Source organism: Thiobacillus sp., assembly GCF_024708915.1.
On sequence record NZ_JANJXQ010000269.1, the window covers coordinates 1 to 1,285 of the forward strand.

Below are 1,285 nucleotides of genomic sequence, written 5' to 3' on the forward strand. Positions count from 1 at the left end.
CACGCGATGACCTGGCAGGAGGTGCTGGCCGAGGCGCGCGAAGCCGAGGTCCATCCGGAAATGCGGGCTCGACTACGCGGCCGCCAGCAACGGGCCGGGCAACGCATTGACGAGGTGATCGGATGAACGCGCAGGGCGTGATGGTGCTGGGCATGCCGGTCAACCGGCTGGCGGTGCCCGGGCTGGTGCTGCTGATTCTGGCGATGATGGTGCTGCCGCTGCCCGCCTTCATGCTCGATGTGCTGCTCACGCTCAATATCGCGCTGGCGATGATCGTGCTGCTGGTGAGCCTGAATTCGCGGCGGCCGCTGGATTTTTCGGTGTTTCCCACGGTGCTGCTGCTGACCACGCTGCTGCGCCTGTCGCTCAACGTCGCCTCGACCCGCATCATCCTGATGCAGGGCCACACCGGGCCGGACGCGGCGGGCAAGGTGATCGAATCGTTCGGCAATTTCCTGGTCGGCGGCAACATCGCGGTCGGCTTCGTGGTGTTTCTGATCCTGGTCATCATCAACTTCGTCGTCATCACCAAGGGCGCCGGGCGCATCGCCGAGGTGGCGGCGCGCTTCACCCTCGATTCGATGCCGGGCAAACAGCTGGCGGTCGACGCCGACTTGAATGCAGGCTTCATCAACGAAGGGGAAGCCCGCGCACGCCGCCACGAGATCGGCCGCGAGGCCGATTTTTACGGCGCGATGGACGGTGCCTCCAAGTTCGTCCGCGGCGACGCCGTCGCCGGCATGATCATTCTCGTGGTCAACCTGATCGGCGGCGTTGCGGTGGGGACGCTGCAGCACAGTCTGGGAATCGGCGAGGCGCTCGGCCGCTATGCGCTGCTGACGGTGGGCGACGGCCTGGTGACGCAGATTCCCGCGCTGATCATTTCGACCGCGGCCGGCATCGTGGTGAGCCGCGCATCGAGCGAGCAGGATTTGAGCCGCGAATTTTCCACCCAGATATTCGGCCGTCCGCAGACGCTGTATGTCGCGGCTGCGGTGCTGGGCGTGCTGGGACTGATTCCGGGGACGCCGCATCTGGCGTTTCTGACCATCGCCGCGGCGCTGGGCGGGCTGGGGCTCTGGCTGAAGCGCCGGCAGAGCACGGCATTCGATGTCGAGCCGCTGGCGTTGCTGGAAGAGGAAGCCGCGCCGGCCGACGTCACCTGGGACGACATCCCGCCGGTCGACGTGCTGGCGCTCGAAGTCGGCTATCGGCTGATTCCGCTGGTCGACCGCAACCAGGGCGGTGCGGCCCTGACCCGGATCACCGAGGCGCGCCGCCGCTT

Annotated in this window: 1 protein-coding gene; it reads left to right on the top strand. The window is 66.9% G+C overall.

What is annotated here, in order from left to right:
- Positions 1 to 122 precede the first annotated feature (122 nt).
- Positions 123 to 1,285 (top strand): FHIPEP family type III secretion protein (locus Q0L94_RS17575; RefSeq protein ID WP_296755934.1); only part of this gene is annotated, 1,163 nt, incomplete at its 3' end.